The sequence below is a fragment of the Siccirubricoccus deserti genome (assembly GCF_014283215.1).
In the GTDB taxonomy this organism is placed as follows: domain Bacteria; phylum Pseudomonadota; class Alphaproteobacteria; order Acetobacterales; family Acetobacteraceae; genus Siccirubricoccus; species Siccirubricoccus deserti.
On the sequence record NZ_JACOMF010000014.1, the window covers coordinates 27,305 to 43,316 of the forward strand.

The following is a 16,012-nucleotide window of genomic DNA, read 5'->3' on the forward strand; positions in this document are numbered from 1 at the left end:
GCCCGCGGGCCTCAGCGGCGGCCCGGCCGTCCGACCAGCGCCAGCGCGCCGCCGATCAGCGCGATGGCGGCAGTAAGCGGGCCGAACAGGGCGAAGCCGCCCTCGGCGATCATCCAGCCGCCAAGCGCCGCCGCGCCGAGCCAGCCGAGCGATGCCGAGGTCACGTTCAGCCCCAGCACCGTCCCGCGCACCGAATCCGGCACATTGGCCAGCGCCGCCATCAGGCTCGGCCGGGCGATGGCGTTGACGAAAACATAGACGAATCCGAGCACCACCGACCCCGCCAGCCCGGTAGTCCAGCTGAACAATGCCAGCCCGGCAACGGCGGAGCCGGCCATCGCCGCGGCGAAGGTCAGCAGCCGGTTCGGCAGCCGGTCCGCCAGCTGCCCGCCAAGGATGGTGCCCAGGATGTTGCCACCGGCGAACAACGCCAGCGGCAACGCCACCCCGGCCAGCGACAGCCCATAGGTCGCCTGCAGGAAGGTGGCGAAGAAGACGGCGGTGAGGCCGTAGCAGATGCGCTCCGCCACCCCCATCGCCAGCAGCCGCACGACCGGGCCAGAGAGCGCCGCACGGGCGCTCGGCCCTCGGGTACCGGCGGTGCGCGGCCCATCCACCGGCCGCAGCGTGGTGACGAAAAGCGCGATGGCGGCAAGCAGTGTCACCCCGGCGACGGTGAGATGCACCCCGCGCCAGCCGATGAAGCTGCCGATCCAGGCGGCGAGCGGCACGCCGACCAGCAGAGTCAGCGACTGCCCGGCCATGACCCAGCCGAGCGCCCTGCCCCGCTGGCGATCGACGGTGCGGGCCGAGGCCTCCGCCATGATGACGCCGGTATAGGCGCCGGCGCAGCCACCGCCGATGGCCGCCCAGACGGCGACGCCGAGGAAACTTTCGGAAGCGGCGATGGCGACCAGGCTGAACCCGAGCCCGACCGGGCCGCCGATGAGAAATGGCCGCCGCCCCCAGCGGTCCGAACCGGCGCCAGCCAGCAGCGAGGTGATGCCCCAGCTGACCGAGGTCATTGCCATGAGGTTGGCGACCAGCGGCAGGGTGGTGCCGAGATCCCGCGCCATGTCGAGCAGGAAGGGTGCCCGGGTAGTGCCGCTGCAGGAGGCGGCAAACATGCCGAGGCAGGCGGCGGCCAGCAGGGCCCAGGGCATGGGCGGCAGGTCGGGCGAGTCTTTGTTGGCTGAGGGCATCATCCAGGCTAGAGCGGTTCATGGAGGGGCGTGAATGCCCCGGGGCTTGAATCCGCTCTGAAGCGGCCCCCGCGCAACCGCGAGGCGGCTTTTCGAGGAGTTCTAACTCCCGGACGATGCCGCCCCCCGCAGGCGCTCCGTGCGCCGCCGCAGCAGTTCGATGACACCTACCAGACCCACCGAGACGAGGAACAGCAGCGTCGCCGCCGCAGTGATGGCCGGGCTGATCTGCTCACGCACGCCATCGAACATCTGCAGCGGCAGGGTGCGCTGCTGCGGACCGGCGAGGAAGAGGGTGACGACGATCTCGTCGAAGGAGGTCGCGAAGGCGAAGATCGCGCCGGAGACAACGCCCGGCAGGATCAACGGCAAGGTGACACGGCGGAAGGCCTCGAGGGGCGTGGCCCCGAGACTCAAGGCCGCCTGCAGCAGGCTGCGGTCGAAGCCGGCGAGGGTTGCAGCCACCGTGATCACCACAAAGGGCGCGCCAAGCAGCGCGTGGGCGAGGATCAGCCCAAGATAACTCCCGGTCAGGCCCAGCCTGGCGAACAGCGCGTAGAGGCTGCTGCCGATGACGACGACAGGGACCACCACCGGCAGCAGGAACACAGCATTCAGCACCTGGCGCGGGATGCCGCCCATCCGGTCCAAACCCAGCGCGGCCGCGGTGCCAAGCAGGGTGGCGATCAGCGTGGCAATGGAGCCGATGAACAGGCTGTTCGAGAGCGAGGGCAGCCAGCGGGCGGAGGTGTAGAAATCCACGTACCAGCGTGTCGAGAAACCGGCCAGCGGATAGGTAAGGAACGATCCCGCATTGAAGGACAGCGGGATCACCGCCAGGACCGGCACCAGCAGGAAAGCCAAAATCGTGACGCAGAGCGTGATCAGGCCCCAGCGGAGCGCACGGTCGACAGGGGCGAGCGGCAGGCTCATCGCGCCGGCCCTGTGGCGCGACTGAGCCGCGCATAGGCGATGTAGAGCAGACCGGTCGCCAGCAGCAGGATCAGTGAAAGCGCGCCAGCCAAACCCCAGTTCGTCGTGCGGTTGGTGTAGAAGGCAATGAAGTAGCTGATCATCTGGTCGCCGCCGCCGCCGATGAGCTCCGGCGTCACATAGTAGCCGAGCGCCGAAATGAAGACGAGCAGGCAGCCCGCGCCAATGCCGGCCCTCGACTGCGGCAGGTACACCCGCAGGAAGGCCTCGAACGGCCGCGCCCCGAGCGACATGGCCGCGAGCATGGGCGCCCGCCCGATGCCTTTCATGACACTGTAGAGCGGCAGGATCATCAGCGGCAGCAACACATGCACCATGGCGATCAGCACGCCGGTGCGGTTGTAGATCAGCGTCAGCGGCTGCTCGATCAGGCCGATGCGCCGCAGCAAGCCATTCACCAGCCCGTCACGCTGCAGCAGCACAATCCAGGCGGTGGTGCGGACCAGGACGGAGGTCCAGAACGGAATCAAGACCAGGACCAGCAGCGGGTTCGCGTATCTCGCCGGCAGGCTCGCCAGCAGATAGGCCAGCGGGTAGCCAAGCAGCAGGCAGAAGCCGGTGACGAGGATGGAAACCCACAGGGTGCGCAGGAAGACGCCGACGAAGACCGCGCGTTCGGCTGGCACGGCAGCCACCGCGCCATCATCGTCGCGCTGAAGATCCAGCGCGGCAAGAAGGAAGTAATCGGTGACAGGACCTGAGGCGCGCCGCATGGCCGTCCAGGTGGATCGCTCCCCCCAGCGCGCATCGATGCGGCGCAGGGTCTCGGCCGCATCGCCGCCATCAGCCTGCGGCAGCATGCGCGCCGTACGCAGCAGCATCGACCGGAAGCCGCTGATATCGGCATTCAGCCGATTGGCCGCGAAGCTGATCCGGTCCGTGCCCCGCACGCCTCGGAGTTCGGTGATGAAGGTGCTCATCGCCTCCGGTCGGGGCAGGTCCTGCCCGTCCCAGCGCGCCAGCTCGGCCGCGGTGCGCGGGAAGGCCGCGGCAAGTTCCGGGTCCTGCACGCTCCGCAGCAGCATCAGCGCGATGGGCGCCACGAAGATGCCCGCGCTGAACAGGAACAGCGGCAGGACCAGCAGCCAGTTCGAGAGTTGCGGCAGGGTGCGCCTCACCACAGGCTCCTTCCTGGGCTGCAAGCCATCCCTATCGGGCTGCCCAGGCGTTGAAGCGCTGGGTAAGCTCCTCGATATTGTCCACCCAGAACTCGACATCGAGCGACACGGCGACCGCGAGGTTGTCGGGATGCGTCGGCAGGCTCGTCGCCACCGCCGGATCCACCTGCCGCGCTGCCCGCAGGTTGGTGACACCCTGCATGGCCAGAGTCGGGAAGCGGCTCTGATTCTCCGGGCGTGTCGCGAATTGCACGAAGCGCATCGCATTGTCGCGGTTCTGGGAGCCGCGCAATACCACCCAATGGTCCACGGCATAGACGCTGCCGTTCCACACCACCCGGAAGTCGCGCCTGTCATCGCGCCGGGCGGCGAACATGCGGCTGGTGTAGGCGGCTGCCATCACCACCTCGCCGGAGGCGAGCAACTGGCCGGGCTGCGCGCCCGCGGTCCACCAGACGATGTTGGGGCGGAGCTGGTCGAGGCGGCGGAAAGCGCGGTCCACACCCGCCGGCGTGCGCAGCACGCGATACACCTCGGATTGCGGCACGCCGTCCGACATCAGCGCGATCTCGAGGGTGTACTTCGGGCCGCGGCGCAGGGTGCGCTGGCCGGGAAAGCGCTGGGTATTCCAGAAATCCGCCCAGGAGGCCGGCGCGTCACGCAGGCGGGACCCGTCATAGGTCAGCCCCACGGACCAGACGACGGCGCCGACGCCGCAATCGCTCACCGCTTCCGGCATGAAGGCGTCGCGCCCGCCGAGGGCCGCCCAGTCGATGCGCTCGTAGAGACCCTCGTCGCAGCCAAGCTGCAGCTCGTCGGACTCCACCTGCACGACATCCCATGTGGGGTTCCCCGCCTGCACGCGGGTGCGGAGGATGCCGAGGCCGCCGGACCAGGAATCCTCCAGCAGCGGCACCCGCGTCTGCTCCGTGAAGGGGCGGTAATAGACCTCGCGCTGCGCCGCCTGGCTGGAGCCGCCCCAGGCGACGACCGTGAGATCGCGCGCCGAGGCCGAGCCGGCGATGAGGGAGACGCCAAGGGCCAGAAGCCCCATCGCTCGCTTGGGCAGGAAACCGGTCATGCTCGTCTCTACTCCTGTCGGTAGCGGGTGGCGCGCCTAGCGAGGCGCGTCGGCAGGCGACGGATCCAGCGCACGAGCATCCTCGCCGCGCCAAGCGGCCCGGAGGATCGCCTCGGGCCGCAGCCATTCGGGGGCAGCGCCGCTGAGAATCTTGACGAACAGCTCCTGCCCGGACTCCGCGCCGAGCCGCACGCGAATATGGTCGCCATGGTAGATCAGCTCCGCGACACGGGCCGGCGCCCCTTCGCTGGCGCTGAGACGGATACGCTCGGGCCGGACCGAGACGATGGTGCGCGCACCGACACCGGCGGCATGGGCCAGCATCGCCGGAACGGTCCAGCCACCATCCAGCTCCACCACGCAGGCCTCGCCCCGCACTTCGCGTATGGTGCCGGCGAACTGGTTGCTCTCGCCGACGAAGCGCGCGACGAAGCTGGTGCCCGGGCGTTCGTAGACATCGAGCGGAGAGCCGACCTGCTCCAGCCGGCCATCGCGGAAGATCGCGACGCGGTCGGACATGGTCAGCGCCTCGCCCTGGTCATGCGTCACATACACCAGCGTCACGCCGAGCCGGGCATGGATGTGCTTGATCTCGATCTGCATGTGCTCGCGCAACTGCCGGTCGAGCGCACCCAGCGGCTCGTCCATCAGCACCAGCGGCGGGTTGAAGACCAGGGCGCGGGCCAACGCGACGCGCTGCTGCTGGCCGCCGGAAAGCTGTGCCGGGCGACGGTCGCGCATGCCGGAGAGCTGCACCAGGTCCAGCACGCCCAGCACCGCCGCCTCGATCTCGGCGCGCGGCGTGCGGCGCACCGTCAAAGGAAAGGCGATGTTCTCCGCCACCGTCATGTGCGGGAACAGGGCGTAGTTCTGGAACACCATGCCGATGTTCCGCCGATAGGGCGGGACATTGGCCAGCGCCTTTCCGTTCAGGGTGATGTCGCCGGCACTTGGCGTCTCGAATCCCGCGAGCATCATCAGCGAGGTCGTCTTGCCCGAGCCCGAAGGCCCGAGGAAGGTGACGAACTCGCCACGGGCGATCTCAAGGTCAAGGTCGCGCACGGCGTGCACTCCGCCCGGATAGGTCTTCCTGACCTTGTCGAAGACGACAAAGCGGGCAGCATCGGTCAAGTCAGTCGGTTCCCCGGTCAGAGAGCGCTGACCTCGTGATGCACCGCGTTCAGGGTCGCCCGCAAGCGCCTCGCCAGCTCGCGGATCTCATCCGCGGTGATGATCAGCGGCGGGGAGAAGGCGATGCGGTTGCCGACGATACGCAGGATCAGCCCGTTGCGCCGCGCATGCGCGTCCACGCGGGCGCCGAGCCCGATTTCGGCCGGCCAGTTCTCCCTGGTGGCCTTGTCGCGCACCAGTTCCAGCCCGCCGATCAGCCCGATGCCGGTGAAGTCACCCACCAGCGGATGGTCCCTCAGCGCGCCGAGCTCACGCAGGAAGACTGGCTCGACCGACCTCACATGGCCGATCATGCCGATCTCCTCGTAGATCTTCAGGGTCTCCAGCGCGACCGATGCGGCGACCGGGTGGCCGGCATAGGTGTAGCCGTGGATGAAGGCGCCGTATTTGTCGCTCTGCTGCAGGACGGACTGGTAGATGCGCTCGTTCAGCAGCACGGCGGAGATCGGCTGCATGGCGGCCGACAGGGCCTTGGCGCAGCTGATCATGTCGGGTTCCATGCCATAGGCCTGGCAGCCCCACATGTGGCCGGTGCGACCAAAGCCGCAGATCACCTCATCGGCGACCATCAGGATATCGTACTTGCGCAGCACCGCCTGGATCTTCTGGAAGTAGTCGCGCGGCGGTGGCAAGGCCCCGGCACCGCCCTGGACCGGGTCGCACCAGAAGGCGGCGACGGTCTCCGGACCTTCCGCCAGGATCAGCGCCTCGAGCTTGTCGGCCAGACGCTGCGAGAAATCCTCCTCGGTCTCGCCCGGCAGCGCGGTGCGGTAGTAGTCCGGGCAATCGGTGTAGAGAAAGCCGTCGAAAGGCAGGCCGAAGCCGGTCTGGTACTCGGGCTTCGCCGTCAGGCTGATGGCGACGCAGGTGGAGCCGTGATAGCTGCCGCGGCGGGAGATGATCTTCCGCTTCTCCGGCTTGCCCTGCGCATGCCAATGGTACCAGACGAGCTTCACCGCGCTGTCATTGGCTTCCGAGCCCGAGCACTGCAGCAGCACCTTCGACATCGGCACCGGCGCGATCGACAGCAGCTTCTCCGACAGGTCGATCGCCGGCCCGTGCGAGGCATGCCGGAAGATCTGGTAGTAGCCGAGGGTCTTCATCGCCTCGTAGGCGACCTTGGCCAGGCGCTCGTTGCTGTAGCCAAGGGAGGCGCACCACAGCCCCGCGCCGGCATCAAGGAAGGCATTGCCGGCATCATCGTGGACGAAGATGCCCTCGGCATGGGTCATGATCGTCGGACCCGTCTCGCGGTGCTTCCGCGCATTGGTCTGCGGATGCAGGACCGAGGCGATGTCACGCGCATGCGGGCTGTTGGCCGTGAAATGGGTCATGGCGAGGGTCCTGCTGCGATCTGCCATGTGATCGTAGGAGCGGATGTCCCGCCTGCGGAGCTAGCGTTTCGAGAGGATGACATCTCCAACGGAGATGCCTGAAGCCTCCTCTCCTGCCCCTTGGAGAAGCGTGTCCAGCAGCAGCCTGGCGGCAGGTGAGAGTTGCTCCGGGTTCCGCACGCAGAGCCGGTGCTGTCGCCGCGCCCAGGAGTCCAGCACCGTCAGGGCGACCAGACCCATCGCTGGCGCGAGGAGGTTCGCTGAGCTTTCGGCGACGATCCCGATGCCCAGGCCCTGCTGCGCCAGCCGGCAGACGACATCGAAGCCATCGGCACTCACCCGCACCCGCATCGACCGCCCGAGCGCGGTCGCCTGCCGGTTCAGCAAAGCGCCGAGGGCACCACGCCGATCCTGGCCGATCATGTCGTGGTCCAGCATCTCCGCCATGGTCACGCCGGGATAGCCGGCGAGCGGATGGTCGGGCCGCATCACCGCGACGATCTGGTCGCGGCGCCACGGGCGGGTCCAGACATCCGGCGGCATCGCTTCCCCCGGCAGCACGCCGATGTCCGCCGCCTGATCCTGCACGGCCCGCAGGACATCTATGTGGATCCGCTCGTCGAGATCGACACGGATGCCGGGATTGTCGTGGAGGAAGGTCGCAAGCACGTCGGGAAGATGGCTGACCAGCATGGTCTCGCCGGAGGCCACGCGGACATGGCCGGTGACGCCGCTGCCGAGCTGGCGCAGTTCTGCCTCAAGCTGGCCGGCCTCGTGCAGCAGGTTTCGCGCGCGACGCAGGACCGCTGCACCTGCCGCGGTGATCTCCACGCCACCGGCGTGGCGCCGCAGCAGCATGAGGCCCAGCCGGTGCTCAAGCTCGCTGATGCGCTTGCTGATGGCCGAAGCGGCGATTGCCTCCCGTCTGGCGGCGCGCGCGATGCTCCCTTCCTCGAGGACCGACACGAAGAGACGGGCGGTCACCATGTCGAGCAGGAACGCCAGTGGAGAGCCTTGTCTTCTAGTGGCCGGGAAAGACCAAGGTTCCAACGAGGTTGGAGGTTGTCAAGCGGGACGCACTGATCCGACGAATGCGTCGAGCTTCGATTGGCGGCTGCGTCTCGTACAGGAGGTGCCGGGCTTCCGATTACCCACATTCCGGCGGCGTTCGCGCTTCTTGATGACGCGGTCCTGCAGGTGATGCCGTAGCCGGCACGGGACCGCGCGATGGGAAGCGGCGATACCGACGGTGGCGCAACAGGCGAGCGACAGCAGCTGCAGCGTGGTACCGCTGACGGGGCATCCTGGATCGATGCGGAGGTGGCCAGATGCGCGCTTGGGGACAATCGTCTCTGCGACCGATTGCGGCTGCCGCAGCATCTCAAGGGGGCGGTGGGCGCGCCGCTGCCGTTGGCGTGCCAGGACTGGGCCGACGCGAAGGCCACCGGCGGCCGCTTCGTGTCCACGGCCGGCTTGGTTCCGGTTGTCCAGGACACGACCGGGTCGGCTTGCGCTGGGCCAAGCCGGAGGCCATTGGCCCGATCGGCCGAATGCCGATCGGTCGGGACCGCAAAGGCAATCCGCGGACCCACACGCTGCCTGCATGGACGGATGAGGTGCTATCGGCCGCGCTGAAGGCTCTGCCCGAGGCATACCGCCGGCCGTGATCCTTGGCGGCCATGCCGGACAGGGCCGCGGGGATCTCTGCGCCGTGACCTGGGGCGCCTATGACGGGCAGAACATCCCGGTCAAGTAGAAGTAAGGATCGGCAGGTTGAGAAGCCAACCCTAACCATTCCTGTTCATACAGATCTGAAGCTACGCCTCGACGCATGGAAGGCGGAGAGCGCCGCCCGCAAAACGCCGACCACGCATATCCTGACCAGCCCGCGCGGACTGCCATGGACACCACCCTATCCCAGGCGGGTGTTAACCGAGCAGGTCAAGGCCCTGGCCTTTGGCCGGCTCACGGTGCATGGGTTCAGGAAACCATGCGCGACATGTGTAGCCGAGGCCGGCTGCACGGCGCACCAGATCGTGGCAGCAGGCGGGTGGCGGACCCTGGCCATGGTCCAGCACTACGACCGCTCGGCCGATCAGGAGGACCTCGCCAGAGCCGCCATCGTGACACTAGAAGGCGCCAAGCGAGAAAACGCGGAAAACACTTAGCAGAGGATTGAAAACATTGCGCGCGATCTTTGTCATGGTGAAATGCGAAATGGGCCACGCCTACCGCGTCGCCCGCGAAATGGCGGATAATATCCCGGAGCTGTCGGAGATGCATTCCATCTCCGGCCAGTACGATCTGATGGGAAAATTCTATCTCGAGCCCGACCAGGACATCGGCTTGTTCGTGGTGGAGACACTGCAGACCGTGCCCGGGGTGAAGGACACCTACACGCTGCAGACCTTCAACGCCTTCTCCGCCGGGAAAACCTGACCCAGCGGCCACGAAGCCGCCCGATTTCCGCCACCCCTGCCCCGGTTCCGCCCGACCTCGCCGCGAAGCGGCCCGATGGCCGCCGCGACCGGGTGGCAGGATGCGCGTCGAGGAGATAATCCGATGACGCGCATTCTGTCTGCCCTCGCCCTCTCCACCGCCCTGCTGCTCGGTGGCTGCCAGAATCTGGATGGTTCGACCAACTGGGGCAATACGCTGCTGCTGGGCGCCGGCCTCGGCGCCGCCGCCGGGCTGGTCGCCGGCGCCGCGACCGACCGGCCAAACCACCACGCGCACGGCTACGGGCGTCGGGGCTACGGCCCGGGCTATGGGCATGGCCGCTATCGCGGCTGGTAGGGCGCCTCAGCCGAAGCCGAGGAATCCTTCCATGCCGGCGATCGGCGCCGCCGCCCGCAGCGCCGCCGGATCGGGCAGCGGCCGGCCGAGCACCGCATCTCCGGCCAGCGCCTGCTCCAGCGCCGTGGCGACCCCCAGCACGAAGGCGTCGCCACCACGCGGGCCGACGATCTGGAGGCCGAAGGGCATGCCCCGCTCATCTATGCCGAGCGGCAGCGAGACCGCCGGATGGCCGGCCAGGGTCACGTAATAGGCGAGCGCCAGCCAGTGGAAGTAGGTGCGGGTCGGCTGGCCGTCGATCTCCGCCGGATAGAGCTCCCGCCAGTTCCGCGGGCTGATGGTGATGGCCGGCGTCACCAGCACGTCATGCTCGGCGAAGAAGCGCTGGAAATCGCGGTAGATCCGGGTCTGGGAGGCGGCGGCGCGGGCGGCGTCGACCAGGCTGTAGCGCAGCCCCTCCTCGACATTGGCGATGATGTTGGGGCCGCAATCCTGCGGCCGGGTGCGCACCTTCTCACCATGCGCGGTCAGCATGCCCTGGGCGCGCAGCACCTCGAAGGCCTCGTCGCCGCCGCTGCAATCAGGATGCGCCGCCTCGGCGGAGCGGAACAGCGGGGCGATGGCGGCGACGCGCTGGCGGAAGGCGCGGCGGATCAGCTGCTCGGTCGGCGCCTGGCCGAAATCCTCGGAGAACGCCAGGCGCAGCCCGGCCAGATCGATGCTGCGCGGCGGGTGGAACAGCCCCGCCTCGCCGCGCACCGGGCGGGCGTGCAGCGTATAGGCCAGCGGGTCGCGGGCATCGTCGGAGACCATGGCCGAGAGCAGCAGGCAGGCATCGGCCATGTTGCGCGCCATCGGCCCGAGCACCGGCAGCGGCGACCAGCCATGCGGCCGCTTCTCCGAAGGAACCAGCCCCGGGCTTGGCCGATAGCCGACGATGCCGCTGAAGGCCGCCGGGTTGCGCAGCGAGCCGCCGGTGTCGGAACCCGTGCACAGCGGCGCCATCCCGGTCGCCAGCGCCACCGCCGAGCCGCCGGAGGAGCCGGCCGCCGAGCGGGTGTTGTCGAAGGGATTGCCGGTCGCGCCATAGACCCGGTTGCGGGTATTGGCGCCGGCGCCAAACTCCGGGGTGTTGGTCTTGCCGATGACGATGCCACCGGCGGCGCGGATGCGTGCCACCATGCCGCAATCCTGCTCCGGCACGAAATCGGCGAAGATCGGGCTGCCATAGGTGGTGCGCAGCCCGGCTGTCTCGTCCAGATCCTTGATGCCGACCGGAAGGCCGTGCAGCGGGCCGAGGCTCTCTCCGGTCATCACCGCCTGCTCGGCCGCCTTCGCCGCGACACGGGCGCGCTCCGCATCCAGCGCCACCATGGCGTTGACCGCCGGGTTCACCGCCGCGGTGCGGGCCAGGCAGCTTTCCAGCAGCTCGACCGGCGAAAGCGCCTTGCGGCCGATCAGCCGGCGAGCTTCGGTCGCGGTCAGGTCGCAGGGTTCGGTCGCCATCCGTGTCACGTCGCAAGTTCCTTTTCGTAGAGCGCCAGGGTGCGGTCGTCGAAGCAGGCGAGGATTATGTCCACCGAGGCATGCGCCGCGAGTGCCTCCCGCAGCGTCGCCACGGCGATGGCGCAGGCCGCTTCGGCCGGGTAGCCGTAGACACCGGTGGAGATCGCCGGAAAGGCGATGGAGCGCCCGCCGACGCCATGCAGCAGCGCGAGGGCGGCGCGGTAGCAGCCGGCGAGCAGCGCCGCCTCCCCTGCCCCACCGCCCTGCCAGACCGGGCCGACGGCGTGGATCACATGCCGCGCCTTCAGCCGGAAGCCGGGGGTGATCCGCGCTTCGCCGGTCGGGCAGCCGCCGAGCCGGCGGCAGGCGGCGAGCAACTCCGGCCCGGCGGCGCGATGCACCGCGCCATCCACCCCGCCGCCGCCGCGCAACGCGGCATTGGCCGCGGTGACGATGGCGTCGACCTCGAGGGTGGTGATGTCGGCTTTCAGGGCACGCAGCATGGCAGACCGGTCCTGACGCAAGGTCGGGGAGGAGGCTGTCCTCCTCAGGCCCTACCTGCCAGGGGTCGGGCGCCCCCTGGACCGGCCTGAGTCGAACTCACGGCGTCCAAGGGCCCTTCGGCCCTCGGCGGTGGGGGCGCAGGGGAAACAGCGTCTCCCCCACTCTCAGAACCCCAGCGCACACCCATCCTTGCGCGGATCGCTGCCACCCACCAGCAACCCGCGCTTCCGGTCGATCAGGATGGCCTGGCCACCGCCATGCGGCTTTTCGATCTGCGCCACCTCATGGCCAAGCCGCGACAGCCGATCGAGCACCGCTGTCGGGATGCCGCGCTCCACCTGCACCACGCCCTTCGCCGGAGAGGGGAAGAGCCGCGGGCAATCGATCGCCTCCTGCACGTCCAGGCCGAATTCGAAGTGGTTGGTCAGGAACAGCGTCTGCCCCATCGGCTGGAAATGCCCACCCATGACGCCATAGGGCATGATGCATTCGCCATCCTTCATCACCATCCCGGGGATGATGGTGTGCAGCGGCCGCTTGTTCGGCGCGATGCAATTCGGGTGGCCTTCCTGCAGGCGGAAGCCGAAACCGCGGTTGTGCAGCATCACCCCCGACTTCTCGGCCAGGATGCCGCTGCCGAAGCTCTCGAACAGGGAGTTGATGAAGGAACAGGCGTTGCCGTCCTGGTCCACCACGCAGAGATAGACGGTGTCCTTGTGCCGCGTCAGGTCGCCCGGGCCCGCCGGCGGCAGCGTCCTCATCGCCCGGTCGTCGCGGATCAGCCCGCGCAACGCCGCCAGGTAGCCAGGGTCGGTCAGCGCCGCCACCGGGACATCCGCCTGGGACGGATCGGCGAGGAAGGCGTCGCGATCGCGGTAGACCAGCCGCGCCGCCTCGATATGGCGGTGGTAGCGCTCGGCGCTGATCGGCCCCTGGGCCGGCGTGTCGAAGCCGCCCAGGATGCCGAGGATCTGCAGCACATGCATCCCCGACCCGTTCGGCGGGCACTGGAACACCTGCATGCCGCGCCAGCCGATGCTGATCGGCTCGACGAACTCCGCCTGGGTCAGGCCGCGGGCGAAATCCTCCTCGGTGTGCAGCCCGCCGAGGGCACGCAGCGCGGCCACCATGTCGGCGGCGATCTCTCCTTCGTAGAAGGCACGGGCGCCGCGTTCGGCAATGGCCCGGAGCGTCCGGCCCAGCTCCGGCTGGACGAAGCGATGCCCGACCGCGGGCGCCTCGCCATCCACCATGAAGCGGCGGGCGGAGGCCTCGTTGCCGCGCAGCTTGCCAGCGGCTGCGGCCCAATCGGCGGCGACCCGCGGGTGGACCGGCCAGCCTTCCTCGGCGCAGCGGATCGCCGGGCGCAGCAGCTCGCCGAGCGGCTTCCGGCCATGGGTCCGGTTCAGCAACTCCCAGGCGGAGATCGCGCCGGGCACCGTCACCACATGCGGGGAGGTGTTGACCAGGGTGCTGACCTGGCGGCTGCGCAGCGCCTCCGGCGTCGCCGCCGCCGGCGCCCGGCCGCTGCCGTTCATGGCGACGACCTTGCCGGTGCCGGCCGGGGCGTAGAGGCAGAAGCAGTCGCCGCCGATGCCGGTGGACTGCGGCTCGACCACGCCGAGCACCGCGACGGCGGCGATGGCGGCGTCCAGCGCATTGCCGCCGGATTTCAGCACCTCGAGCGCGGTCAGGGTGGCGATTGGCATGGAGGTCGCGGCCATCCCGCCGGTGGCGTAGACCGCGCTGCGGCCAGGGGCGTGGAAATCGCGCTTCATGGGGTGGTCTTTCGTGTTCGACGGGCGGTCCTGTTCCGATCCTGTTGCATGGCCCCGCTGGGACGGCAACCACTCCCCGGCCCGCTGGCCGCTCGCCGCCCTTCCCCTCGCGGCCCGAGACGCGCTATGCCAGCGGCATGGGAGACCAGATCGCCTTCGCCGATTTCGAGAAAGTCGATATCCGGGTCGGCACCGTTATCGACGCCCAGCCCTTCCCGGAGGCGCGGAAGCCGGCGATCAAGCTCTGGGTCGATTTCGGCAGCGTTATCGGGGTGAAGCGCAGCTCCGCCCAGCTCACCGTGCATTACCCGCCGGATCGGCTGATCGGCCGGCAGGTGCTGGCGGTGGTGAATTTCCCACCGCGGCAGATCGGCCCCTTTGTCTCCGAGGTGCTGGTGCTGGGCGCGCCGGACGAGAATGGTGCGGTGGTGCTGCTACGCCCCGACCTCAAGGTACCCGATGGCGGGCGGATGTTCTGATGGCCGAGGCGCCTGCCCCGGCCCCGAAGCCGTCGCCGCGCTACTACACCGTGTCCTGGGACCAGCTCCACCGCGACAGCAAGGCGCTGGCCTGGCGGCTGGTGGAGCGTGGCGGGTTCCGTGGCGTTGTGGCCGTCACCCGTGGCGGGCTGATCCCGGCGGCGATCGTGGCGCGGGAGCTGGAGTGCCGAATCATCGAGACCGTCTCCGTCGTCACCTATGAGGAAACGCTGCGCGGCACGCCACAGGTGGTGAAGCCGCCCACCGCCGCCGGCGACGGCGAGGGCTGGCTGCTGGTGGACGATCTGATCGACACTGGAACCACCGCGAAGGCGGTGCGGGCGCTGCTGCCGAAGGCGCATTTCGCCACGGTCTACGCCAAGCCGGCGGGCCGGCCGGCGGTCGACACCTTCATCACCGAGGTCAGCCAGGACACCTGGATCCTGTTCCCCTGGGACACGGAAGCGCGATTTGTAGAACCGATCGCTAGATCAACCAATCAGCCGTGAGGCCACGCTTACAAATCTGATTCTGTTAGTTTTTTTGGTTTCATATTCTTGCCCTGGGCCACACCACCTCTCTCCTTTCGCGTGCAATTCGTAGGTATTAGGCGCAATTACGGGCGAAATCGGGGGAGGAATGTATGGTGCTTGTATGAGTTGCGGAGCGCCCATACACGGCCTAAAGCGGACACCTGATCCCATAAGGCCCCCATGTGCCGACGATCCGCCTCCGCACCGAAGCCCCCTCGCTGACCTGCCCGCCCGACCGGGTACAGGTTTATTTCACCGACCTCGAAACGCAGCGGCTCCGCCTTCGGGTGGCCCGCAGCGGGCGGCATGTTTGGGACTGGCGCGCCGGGCAACGGACGGAGTTGCTGGGCCGTTTCGATCCCGCCGGGGAGCGCGGCCTGACCTATCAGGAGGCCAAAAGGCGCGCCGACGCGCTGAACGCTGCGCTTGATCGCGGGCACAGCGTGGAGTCCGCTATCGCCACGCCGCGCGTCCGAACCGTCACCGAAATGTGCGAGCACTATCTGACTAAGAAGGTCCGCGACTTCACCCGCACCCGGCGGCCGAAGGCCACGGAGGCTGGCACGCGCTCGTCGTTGAAGCCCTTGCTGGCGCGCTACGGCGAAGAGCGGGTCATCGACCTCAGCCGCGAAATGATCCTCCGCGTCGTGGAGGCTGCCGGGCTGGCCAACCGGCCCGCGGGGATGAAGCTGGTCAAGGCGCTGCGTGCAGCGTTCAACTACTGCCAGCGTAGCGGCGTCCTAGCTCCGTTCGGCCGCGACGGCGCGCCACTGACCAACCCGGCCTCCAACCTCATCCGCGACGAGCGCTTGCTGAAAGTACGCAACCGCAACAGCTACGCGGCCTCACTGAGCGACGCCAAGATCGTGGCGCTGATGCGCGGCATCGGACGCGCGAAAGGTGTTTGGGACGGCGGGCGGCGCGCGAGGCCGGGCATCGACGAAGTCCCAATGCGGTGGCCCGCGGGGTATCTCGCCGTCGAGTTCTTGATCCATACCGGCTGCCGCCGCGCGGAAGCCGAACTGCTGCACGTGGGCGACATCTTGGGGGACGTGGCGGTCATCGGGGAGCACAAAACCGACGACACGGGCGCGAAGCGGGTTCACCTCTCGCCTCAGGCCCTCCGCGTGCTGGACGAAGCCGCGCGCCTCCGCGAGAGCATGCGCTACAGCGGGCCGTTGGTGTTCCCTGGACAGGCCGGAGAGGTCATAACTTCGGTCAACGATTGCCTCGACACCGCCTGCCAGGTTGCGGGCATCCGGCGGCTGATCGTCCACAATCTCCGCAGCGTCTACATCAACTTCGCCGTCAGGCAGGGCACGCCGCTTGAAGTGGTGCAGCGGAACGTCGGCCACCGCAACATCGCCACGACGCGCCAGCACTACCGGCTGGTTGAGGACCAAATTCGCAAGCAGGCCGCCGACGAAGTATCGGCAGCGATCGACCGGCTGCTGGCAATGGAGACATCGGAGGCCGCGTAGCCGAACACCACTGCAC

General features: G+C 68.6%; 17 protein-coding genes. 7 read left to right on the forward strand and 10 right to left on the reverse strand.

Annotated elements, in window-relative coordinates:
- Window positions 1-11: 11 nt before the first annotated feature.
- The 7 genes from H7965_RS13305 to H7965_RS13335 all read right to left on the reverse strand — a co-directional run bounded on the left by H7965_RS13305 (window position 12) and on the right by H7965_RS13335 (window position 7,903).
- Window positions 12-1,202, reverse strand: a complete 1,191-nt coding sequence (locus H7965_RS13305; protein WP_186771070.1) for an MFS transporter — start codon at window positions 1,200-1,202, stop codon at window positions 12-14.
- Window positions 1,203-1,304: 102 nt separating this feature from the next.
- On the reverse strand, window positions 1,305-2,135 hold the full coding sequence (locus H7965_RS13310; RefSeq protein ID WP_186771071.1) for an ABC transporter permease: 831 nt from the start codon (window positions 2,133-2,135) through the stop codon (window positions 1,305-1,307).
- Window positions 2,132-3,313, reverse strand: coding sequence for an ABC transporter permease (locus H7965_RS13315; RefSeq protein WP_229682598.1), 1,182 nt, complete (start codon window positions 3,311-3,313; stop codon window positions 2,132-2,134). The genes H7965_RS13310 and H7965_RS13315 overlap by 4 nt, the downstream gene beginning before the upstream one ends.
- Before the next feature lie 31 nt (window positions 3,314-3,344).
- Window positions 3,345-4,394, reverse strand: a complete 1,050-nt coding sequence (locus H7965_RS13320; RefSeq protein WP_186771073.1) for a polyamine ABC transporter substrate-binding protein — start codon at window positions 4,392-4,394, stop codon at window positions 3,345-3,347.
- A gap of 36 nt (window positions 4,395-4,430) precedes the next feature.
- The gene (locus tag H7965_RS13325) at window positions 4,431-5,525 is read right to left on the reverse strand and encodes an ABC transporter ATP-binding protein (protein WP_186771074.1); all 1,095 of its coding nucleotides are present in this window, start codon (window positions 5,523-5,525) and stop codon (window positions 4,431-4,433) included.
- 17 nt (window positions 5,526-5,542) lie between these two features.
- Entirely contained in the window at window positions 5,543-6,919 is a 1,377-nt protein-coding gene (locus tag H7965_RS13330; protein ID WP_186771075.1) for an aminotransferase, read from the reverse strand.
- 60 nt (window positions 6,920-6,979) lie between these two features.
- On the reverse strand, window positions 6,980-7,903 hold the full coding sequence (locus H7965_RS13335) for a LysR substrate-binding domain-containing protein (protein WP_186771076.1): 924 nt from the start codon (window positions 7,901-7,903) through the stop codon (window positions 6,980-6,982).
- Window positions 7,904-8,146: 243 nt separating this feature from the next.
- On the opposite strand from H7965_RS13335, the gene H7965_RS31955 reads away from it, so the two are divergent.
- The 4 genes from H7965_RS31955 (at window position 8,147) to H7965_RS13355 (ending at window position 9,715) form a co-directional block, all read left to right on the forward strand.
- On the forward strand, window positions 8,147-8,554 hold the full coding sequence (locus H7965_RS31955; RefSeq protein WP_186771077.1) for an IS4/Tn5 family transposase DNA-binding protein: 408 nt from the start codon (window positions 8,147-8,149) through the stop codon (window positions 8,552-8,554).
- Between the two features lie 92 nt (window positions 8,555-8,646).
- A complete protein-coding gene (locus tag H7965_RS31960; RefSeq protein ID WP_186771078.1) occupies window positions 8,647-9,087 on the forward strand; it encodes a tyrosine-type recombinase/integrase in 441 nt (146 codons plus the stop codon).
- A 16-nt stretch (window positions 9,088-9,103) separates the two neighbouring features.
- The gene (locus H7965_RS13350; protein WP_186771079.1) at window positions 9,104-9,358 is read left to right on the forward strand and encodes an Lrp/AsnC ligand binding domain-containing protein; all 255 of its coding nucleotides are present in this window, start codon (window positions 9,104-9,106) and stop codon (window positions 9,356-9,358) included.
- A 123-nt stretch (window positions 9,359-9,481) separates the two neighbouring features.
- Window positions 9,482-9,715 carry a hypothetical protein gene (locus H7965_RS13355; RefSeq protein WP_186771080.1) on the forward strand — a complete coding sequence of 78 codons (234 nt, stop codon included), beginning with the start codon at window positions 9,482-9,484 and terminating at the stop codon, window positions 9,713-9,715.
- A gap of 6 nt (window positions 9,716-9,721) precedes the next feature.
- Here the strand turns inward: H7965_RS13355 and H7965_RS13360 are convergent, their stop codons facing one another.
- The 3 genes from H7965_RS13360 to ggt all read right to left on the reverse strand — a co-directional run bounded on the left by H7965_RS13360 (window position 9,722) and on the right by ggt (window position 13,503).
- Window positions 9,722-11,221, reverse strand: coding sequence for an amidase (locus H7965_RS13360; RefSeq protein WP_186771155.1), 1,500 nt, complete (start codon window positions 11,219-11,221; stop codon window positions 9,722-9,724).
- Window positions 11,222-11,226: 5 nt separating this feature from the next.
- Window positions 11,227-11,724: an O-acetyl-ADP-ribose deacetylase gene (locus H7965_RS13365; protein ID WP_186771081.1), complete on the reverse strand. Its 498-nt coding sequence runs from the start codon at window positions 11,722-11,724 to the stop codon at window positions 11,227-11,229.
- Window positions 11,725-11,889: 165 nt separating this feature from the next.
- Window positions 11,890-13,503, reverse strand: coding sequence for a gamma-glutamyltransferase (gene ggt, locus H7965_RS13370; protein ID WP_222440603.1), 1,614 nt, complete (start codon window positions 13,501-13,503; stop codon window positions 11,890-11,892).
- 137 nt (window positions 13,504-13,640) lie between these two features.
- On the opposite strand from ggt, the gene H7965_RS13375 reads away from it, so the two are divergent.
- The 3 genes from H7965_RS13375 (at window position 13,641) to H7965_RS31720 (ending at window position 15,996) form a co-directional block, all read left to right on the forward strand.
- Complete coding sequence (locus tag H7965_RS13375) at window positions 13,641-13,982, forward strand: tRNA-binding protein (RefSeq protein WP_186771082.1); 342 nt, start codon at window positions 13,641-13,643, stop codon at window positions 13,980-13,982.
- A complete protein-coding gene (gpt, locus tag H7965_RS13380) occupies window positions 13,982-14,491 on the forward strand; it encodes a xanthine phosphoribosyltransferase (RefSeq protein WP_186771083.1) in 510 nt (169 codons plus the stop codon). Before H7965_RS13375 ends, gpt begins: the two co-directional genes overlap by 1 nt.
- 206 nt (window positions 14,492-14,697) lie before the next feature.
- Window positions 14,698-15,996 carry a tyrosine-type recombinase/integrase gene (locus H7965_RS31720; protein WP_186771084.1) on the forward strand — a complete coding sequence of 433 codons (1,299 nt, stop codon included), beginning with the start codon at window positions 14,698-14,700 and terminating at the stop codon, window positions 15,994-15,996.
- The last annotated feature ends 16 nt before the right edge of the window (window positions 15,997-16,012 follow it).

Excerpts from the sequence above, each read along its gene's own strand:
- H7965_RS13305 (WP_186771070.1), bottom strand. The coding sequence starts at position 1,202 with ATGCCCTCAGCCAACAAAGACTCGCCCGACCTGCCGCCCATGCCCTGG.
- H7965_RS13310 (WP_186771071.1), bottom strand. The coding sequence starts at position 2,135 with ATGAGCCTGCCGCTCGCCCCTGTCGACCGTGCGCTCCGCTGGGGCCTG.
- H7965_RS13320 (WP_186771073.1), bottom strand. The coding sequence starts at position 4,394 with ATGACCGGTTTCCTGCCCAAGCGAGCGATGGGGCTTCTGGCCCTTGGC.
- H7965_RS13330 (WP_186771075.1), bottom strand. The coding sequence starts at position 6,919 with ATGACCCATTTCACGGCCAACAGCCCGCATGCGCGTGACATCGCCTCG.
- H7965_RS31955 (WP_186771077.1), top strand. The coding sequence starts at position 8,147 with ATGGGAAGCGGCGATACCGACGGTGGCGCAACAGGCGAGCGACAGCAG.
- H7965_RS31960 (WP_186771078.1), top strand. The coding sequence starts at position 8,647 with ATGACGGGCAGAACATCCCGGTCAAGTAGAAGTAAGGATCGGCAGGTT.
- H7965_RS13355 (WP_186771080.1), top strand. The coding sequence starts at position 9,482 with ATGACGCGCATTCTGTCTGCCCTCGCCCTCTCCACCGCCCTGCTGCTC.
- H7965_RS13360 (WP_186771155.1), bottom strand. The coding sequence starts at position 11,221 with ATGGCGACCGAACCCTGCGACCTGACCGCGACCGAAGCTCGCCGGCTG.
- H7965_RS13365 (WP_186771081.1), bottom strand. The coding sequence starts at position 11,724 with ATGCTGCGTGCCCTGAAAGCCGACATCACCACCCTCGAGGTCGACGCC.
- ggt (WP_222440603.1), bottom strand. The coding sequence starts at position 13,503 with ATGAAGCGCGATTTCCACGCCCCTGGCCGCAGCGCGGTCTACGCCACC.
- H7965_RS13375 (WP_186771082.1), top strand. The coding sequence starts at position 13,641 with ATGGGAGACCAGATCGCCTTCGCCGATTTCGAGAAAGTCGATATCCGG.
- gpt (WP_186771083.1), top strand. The coding sequence starts at position 13,982 with ATGGCCGAGGCGCCTGCCCCGGCCCCGAAGCCGTCGCCGCGCTACTAC.